Origin of the sequence: Oscillibacter sp. KLE 1745 (assembly GCF_000469445.2) — a bacterium.
Lineage (GTDB): Bacteria > Bacillota > Clostridia > Oscillospirales > Oscillospiraceae > Oscillibacter > Oscillibacter welbionis.
Genome location: NZ_KI271786.1, coordinates 1 through 6,437, shown reverse-complemented (window position 1 = coordinate 6,437; position 6,437 = coordinate 1). Strand labels below are relative to the sequence as shown.

The 6,437-nt window shown below is 61.1% G+C and carries 4 protein-coding genes; 2 read left to right on the top strand and 2 right to left on the bottom strand.

All coding sequences use genetic code 11. The features are described from left to right. Window positions 1-121: 121 nt before the first annotated feature. Window positions 122-1,315, bottom strand: a complete 1,194-nt coding sequence (gene megL, locus HMPREF1546_RS17700; protein ID WP_021750393.1) for a methionine gamma-lyase — start codon at window positions 1,313-1,315, stop codon at window positions 122-124. Between the two features lie 353 nt (window positions 1,316-1,668). On the opposite strand from megL, the gene HMPREF1546_RS17695 reads away from it, so the two are divergent. Beyond that, on the top strand, window positions 1,669-2,619 hold the full coding sequence (locus HMPREF1546_RS17695) for a LysR family transcriptional regulator (RefSeq protein ID WP_021750391.1): 951 nt from the start codon (window positions 1,669-1,671) through the stop codon (window positions 2,617-2,619). A gap of 63 nt (window positions 2,620-2,682) precedes the next feature. Here the strand turns inward: HMPREF1546_RS17695 and HMPREF1546_RS17690 are convergent, their stop codons facing one another. Continuing rightward, a complete protein-coding gene (locus HMPREF1546_RS17690; protein ID WP_021750390.1) occupies window positions 2,683-4,110 on the bottom strand; it encodes a Na+/H+ antiporter NhaC family protein in 1,428 nt (475 codons plus the stop codon). Between the two features lie 346 nt (window positions 4,111-4,456). Here HMPREF1546_RS17690 and HMPREF1546_RS17685 point away from each other — a divergent pair, with 346 nt between their 5' ends. Beyond that, window positions 4,457-6,130 (top strand): formate--tetrahydrofolate ligase, encoded by a 1,674-nt coding sequence (locus HMPREF1546_RS17685; protein WP_021750387.1) that lies wholly within the window; start codon window positions 4,457-4,459, stop codon window positions 6,128-6,130. Window positions 6,131-6,437 lie beyond the last annotated feature (307 nt).

Genomic DNA, 6,437 nt, shown 5'->3' with positions numbered 1-6,437 from the left:
TTTGGCCGCCTCCGGCAGGGTGGGGAAAGACCGGGACGGCGAAAAGGAGGTACGCGGATCCGCGGGAAAGCGGGGCTGCTCCCAATGTAGGAGAGGAGGAGCGGCCCCGCAGCGGGATCAATTACAGCGTATCCAAAACCGTCTTGAAATCATCGATGATATCCTCGGGATCCTCCAGACCCACACTGATGCGGACCAAGCCCTCGGAGATGCCGGCGGCTGCCAGCTCTTCGGCAGAGTAGGTGGAGTGGGTCATGGTGGCGGGATGCTCCACCAGAGTTTCCGCATCGCCCAGAGACACGGCGATGGTGCACAGCTGCAGCTTGTTCAGCGCGGCGGCAACAGCGGCGCGGTCGGCCTTCAGCTCGATGGAGATCATGCCGCCGGGCAGCTTCATCTGCTTGGCCGCGATCTCGTGACCGGGGAAGGTGTCCAGGCCGGGATAATAGACCTTGGCCACCGCGGGATGGCTGGTGAAGAACGCCGCCACCTTCTGGGCGTTGGCGCAGTGGCGCTCCATGCGGATGTCCAGGGTCTTCAGGCCCCGGGCCATCAGGAACGCATCAAAGGGACTCAGGACGGCGCCGGTCATATCCTTCAGGCCGAACATCCGGCACTGGGAGATGAAGTCCGCCTTGCCCACCACGATGCCTGCGATCACGTCGCCGTGGCCGTTGAGGTACTTGGTGGCGCTGTGAACCACCACGTCCGCGCCCAGCTCCAGAGGACGCTGCAGGTACGGTGTGCAGAAGGTGTTGTCCACGATCACCCGGATGTCGGGGTTGAAGGCATGGGCCGTCTTGGCGATCAGCTCGATGTCCAGCAGCTTCAGCGTGGGGTTGCAGGGGGTCTCGAAGTACACCACCCGGGTCTTGTCGGTGAGGTTCTTCTTCAGGTTCTCAATGTCGGACAGGTCCGTCAGGGTGACCTTCACGCCGAACTTGGTCATGCCATGGTTCAGCAGCGCGTATGTACAGCCGTACAGCGTCTCATCCGCCACGATCTCGTCCCCGGCCACCACAGAGGTCCACAGAGCGGAGGAGATGGCGCCCATGCCGGAGGCCGCGGCCATGGCGGCCTCGCCGCCCTCCAGGGAGGCCAGCTTCTCCTCAACAGCGCCCAGAGTGGGGTTGCCCAGACGGGTGTAGATATATCCGCCCTCCTCGCCGGCGAACCGGGCGCCGCCCTGCTGGACGGTGGAGAATGCGAAGGTGGAGGTCTGATAGATGGGGGCGCACAAGGAGCCCGCCGCGTTTTCCATGTGGCCGGCGTGGATCTGACGCGTGGCAAAACCGAACTTTTTCTCCGTGTTCATACAGTCGATCTTCCTTTCTTCACCGGCCCCTCCGGAGACGCTCCGCAGGGGCAAAATTGACTGGTATTCAAATTTTCGCTATCAGAGAGACTCTGACGCGGCTGCGGGGATAGAGAGAAGAGAGGGGGAAAATCTGTGCATCCATCGAAAAACGCAGGTGATATTAAACAGAAAACTTCTCAAATAACTGATATCTTTTGTTTGGTTCTACTTATAGAATAGCACAAAGGGCGCAAAGCTGTTAATATGCGTTTTGCGGGATGTGTTGACAGTTTTTTTGATAACGATTTGACAACCAGCTCAAAATGCCTATAATAGAAAAGTGAGATCGAAAGGGGAAGAGGAGGCTTTCTATGACGTTTCAGCAGCTTGAGTACATCGTGGAGATCTCCAAATGCGGCTCCATCAACAAGGCGGCCCAGAAGCTGTTCCTGTCCCAGTCGGGGATTTCCACGGCGGTGCGGGAGCTTGAGAACGAACTGGGCATTCGGGTGCTGGCCCGCAGCAACCGGGGCGTGGAGTTCACGCCGGAGGGCAAGGAGTTTCTCAGCTACGCCGTCTCCCTGCTGGAGCAGAAGCGCGGGATCGAGAGCCTGTATGGTGAGGCACGCAACGCCGCGGCTCCGGTGCGCTTTTCCGTTTCCTGCCAGCGGTATCCCTTTGCAGTGGACGCGTTTTTGAGGCTGCTCCGAATCGCCGGTGAAAACCGCTTCCGATTTGGCCTCCGGGAGACAGGGATGGACGGTGTGATTGACGACGTCTATGACCACCGGGCGGACGTGGGCGTCATCTGCCTGACGGATCTGACGGAGAAGATTATCTGCCGGCTGCTGGACGCCCGGGAGCTGGAATTCCACGAACTGGCCGCCGTCTGCCCCTGTATCTATGTTCGCGGGGGGCATCCGCTGGCTGGCCGCTCCAGCGTAACGGAGGAGGAACTGGACGGATATCCGTATGTGGCGTTTGAGCACGACCAAGGCGTGGCGTCGGACTTTTTCGAGGAGTACCCCATGGTCTCTCTGAAAAAGCCGGCAAAGTGCATCAGCGTGAACAACCGGGCCACGGCGATGTACGTGCTGGCGTCCACCGATGCGTTCACCTCCGGCAGCGGCCTGCTGTCGGAGGGGCTGGCGGACGGAAGCGTAGTCACGATCCCGCTGCTGGGGAAGACCTCGGTCCACCTGGGCTGGATCCACATCCGCAGCAGCCGGCCCTCTCCGCTGACGGAGCAGTTCGTCCGCCTGCTGGAGGAGGCGCTGGCGGATTCCATCGCCTTCACCAGGCGGCTTCAGGAGGGGACCTGACAGAGGAGAAAAAGACCGGGCGCCTCAGGGCGCCCGGTCTTTTTTTAGCAAGAGACACGCAGGTCAGATGGGCGTCTGCGCGGACTCCTGCCGCTCCAGCTCCAGAGAAGCCTTCTTGGCAGCCACGCCGGACTCCGCCACATCGTACTCCCAGTTCCAGGGGTCCTTGCGGCAGATGCCGTCGGCGAAGGGAATGAAAATGGAGAGGATGCCCACGGCGGCCAGAATCCAGCAGTACCACATATAGGGCAGGATGTCTATGGGGTTCATGGTCACGCCGTATATCGTGGTGAGGCTGGCGGCAGTCAGCAGCTGGGCGCCCCAGGGGATCATGCCCTGAAGCACGCAGGAGAACACGTCCAGCAGAGAGGCGGTGCGGCGGGGATCCACTTTGTGGATTCGGCTCATGTTTTTGGCCATGGGGCCGCTGACAATGATGGCCACCGTATTGTTGGCAGTGGCACAGTCTGCCAGGGACACCAGAGCCGCGACACCCACCTGGGCGGACTTGTTGCCCTTCATCATGCGGCCCAGCTTTTCGATCAGCCAAGTGATGCCGCCGTTGTGGGCGATCATCTCAGACATGCCGCCGCAGAACAGGGACAGGAAGAAGACCTCGTTCATGCCGGTGAAACCGTTCCAGATGCTTTGGGCAAAGAGTGGGATATCCAGATCGCCAAGGGCCAGGCCGATGATGCCGGCGGCGAAGATGCCGATGGTCAGCACCAGGAACACATTCATGCCGATCAGCGCCAGTACCAGCACGGCGAGGTAGGGAATGACCTTGATGACGTTGAAAGACAGATTTCCCATCTCCGTCACGGTCTCAGGCCGGCCTACGACCAGCAGCACGATGATGGTGATGATAGCCGCCGGCAGGGCAATGAGGAAGTTCACCCGGAACTTGTCCCGGAGCTGGCAGCCCTGGGTGCGGGTGGCGGCAATGGTGGTGTCGGAGATCATAGAGAGGTTGTCGCCGAACATGGCACCGCCCACGCAGGCGCCCAGAAACAGGGGAAGGCTCAACCCGCCCTTTTCCGCCACGCCCACAGCGATAGGAACAATGGCGCTGATGGTGCCCATGGAGGTGCCGGTGGCGGTGCCCATGAACGCGGAGATCACGAACACGCCGGCGGCCAGGAAGTGCACGGGAATGACGCTGAGACCCAGATTCACGGTGGCGTCCACGCCGCCCATGGCACTGGCCACGGTGGAGAAGGCGCCGGCCAGGATGTAGATCATCAGCATGGTCAGGACGTTCTCGTTGGCGGCGCCCTTGGCGAAGACTGTGAATTTCTGATCGATGGTGCCCTTGCCCTGGCAGAAGGCCAGCAGCAGGGCAATGAACATGGCTGTGACAGAGGGGAACTGGTAGAAGGCCATCTCTACACCCTGTGCCTGGAAGTACAGGCCAGCACCTAGATAGATGACAATAAATAGCAGGAACGGGAGCAACGCGGAACCTTTGCCTTTTTTCTCCAGAGTTTCCATATACGTACCTCCTTATGTGCTCTTTCCTCTTTTCATACACCTCTGTTCGTCTGAATGCACAGTTTTTAAGATATAAGCGCCTTCTTCTCTGTACAATATTATAGCATCTGCGGAGGAGAAACTGCTAGAACGGATCTTATGCAACCGGCTATCACATTTACAGATAACAAAGGACATGGACGCAGAGACCGCTGTGCAGCAGGTGCCGCCGGTGTTTTACCTGTAAAAGGTTGGAAAATAAGGGGATTTGGAGAGAACTGTTGCTTTTACCCGGGGGAGCCGGTATAATCGAACATGAAACAGCAGGGTGTCTGGACACGGACAGCCCGGAAAACAGGAGGCAGCCATGACCATCAAAAGCGATATCGAGATCGCCCAGGAGGCGAAGCCCCTTCCCATCACGGATATTGCGGACGCCTGCGGGATGGATGGGGCGTATATAGAGCAATACGGCAGATACAAAGCCAAGATCGACAACCGCTTTCTGAAGGAGACAAATCGGCCGGACGGTAAGCTGGTTCTGGTGACCGCTATCACCCCCACCCCTGCCGGGGAAGGCAAGACCACCACTACGGTAGGGCTGGCGGATGGGCTGCGGCGGATCGGCAGAAATGCCGTGGTGGCCCTGCGGGAGCCCTCCCTGGGGCCGGTGTTCGGCATCAAGGGCGGCGCCGCCGGCGGCGGCTATGCCCAGGTGGTGCCTATGGAGGACATCAATCTCCACTTCACCGGGGACTTTCACGCCATCGGCGCGGCCAACAACCTGCTGGCGGCGATGTTGGACAACCACATCCAGCAGGGTAACGCCTTGGGGATCGACGTCAAGCGGATTACGTGGCGGCGGTGTGTGGATATGAACGACCGGCAGCTGCGCAGCATCGTGGATGGCCTGGGGGGCCGGATGCAGGGTGTGCCCCGGGAGGACGGATTTGATATCACCGTGGCCAGCGAGGTCATGGCCGTGCTGTGTCTGGCATCGGACATCCCGGATCTGAAAGCCCGTCTGGGGCGGATCGTGATGGGCTACACCTATGACGACGCCCCGGTGACCGCTGCCGACCTGAAGGCGGCCGGCGCCATGGCGGCCCTGCTGAAGGACGCTCTGAAGCCCAATCTGGTTCAGACGCTGGAGCATACTCCGGCCCTGATCCACGGCGGACCCTTTGCCAACATCGCCCACGGCTGCAACTCCGTCACCGCTACCCGGATGGCTCTGAAGCTGGGGGACTATGCCATCACGGAGGCGGGCTTCGGCGCGGATCTGGGGGCGGAGAAGTTTCTGGACATCAAGTGCCGCATGGCGGGGCTGAAGCCCGACGCGGTGGTGGTCGTGGCCACGGTCCGGGCATTGAAGCACCACGGCGGCGCAGCCAGAGCGGAGCTGGGCAGAGAGGATCTAGCGGCCCTGGAGCGGGGACTGCCCAACCTGCTCCAGCATGTGGACAATATCAAAAACGTATTTGGCCTGCCCTGCGTGGTGGCCATCAATGCGTTCCCCACGGACACGGCGGCGGAGCTGAAGCTGGTAGAGGAGAAATGCCGGGAGCTGGGGGTGAGCGTGGCCCTCAGCGAGGTGTGGGCCAAGGGCGGCGCCGGCGGAACTGCTTTGGCAGAGGAGGTAGTCCGGCTGTGTGAGCAGCCGTCCGACTTCCGGTACAGCTATGCGCTGGGGGGGTCCATCGAAGAGAAGCTGGAGACTATCTGCCGGCGGATTTACCATGCGGACGGCGTGGTACTGACGCCTGCCGCCCAGAAGCAGGCCCGGCGGCTGACAGAGCTGGGGTTCGGGGAACTGCCCATCTGCATGGCCAAGACCCAGTACAGCTTTTCCGACGACCCCTCCCTGCTGGGAGCGCCCCGGGGCTTCACTGTGACGGTCCGGAACCTGAAAGTGTCCGCTGGGGCAGGCTTTCTGGTGGCCCTGACGGGAGATATCATGACCATGCCGGGATTGCCGAAAGTACCGGCCGCGGAGCGGATCGATGTGGATGAGAACGGCCGGATCAGCGGGCTGTTCTGAGGCATGGTCATACCGCCGCGGGAGCGGCGTCCAAGCGTTTTGCCGGAGGCAAAACCTTGAGCTGGACGGGCTGGGCCTGCCCAACTGGATTAAATGCGGAGTCCCCGCGGGACCTGTCCCGTGAGGGGCCATACCGGGACTGCCGAAAGTACCGGCCGCGGAGCGGATCAATGGGGACGAGAACGGCCGGATCAGCGGGCTGTTCTGGACGCTGTGGGACGGGAAACAAAACCGGCGGCCCGGCATCTGCCGGACCGCCGGTCCCACTACAAAGGAAATTTATGGGACAAAGCGGCCGCCCGGAAGG

What these genes read in the sequence shown, in the direction of transcription:
- megL (WP_021750393.1), bottom strand. Translation starts at nt 1,315, where the DNA reads ATGAACACGGAGAAAAAGTTCGGTTTTGCCACGCGTCAGATCCACGCC.
- HMPREF1546_RS17695 (WP_021750391.1), top strand. Translation starts at nt 1,669, where the DNA reads ATGACGTTTCAGCAGCTTGAGTACATCGTGGAGATCTCCAAATGCGGC.
- HMPREF1546_RS17690 (WP_021750390.1), bottom strand. Translation starts at nt 4,110, where the DNA reads ATGGAAACTCTGGAGAAAAAAGGCAAAGGTTCCGCGTTGCTCCCGTTC.
- HMPREF1546_RS17685 (WP_021750387.1), top strand. Translation starts at nt 4,457, where the DNA reads ATGACCATCAAAAGCGATATCGAGATCGCCCAGGAGGCGAAGCCCCTT.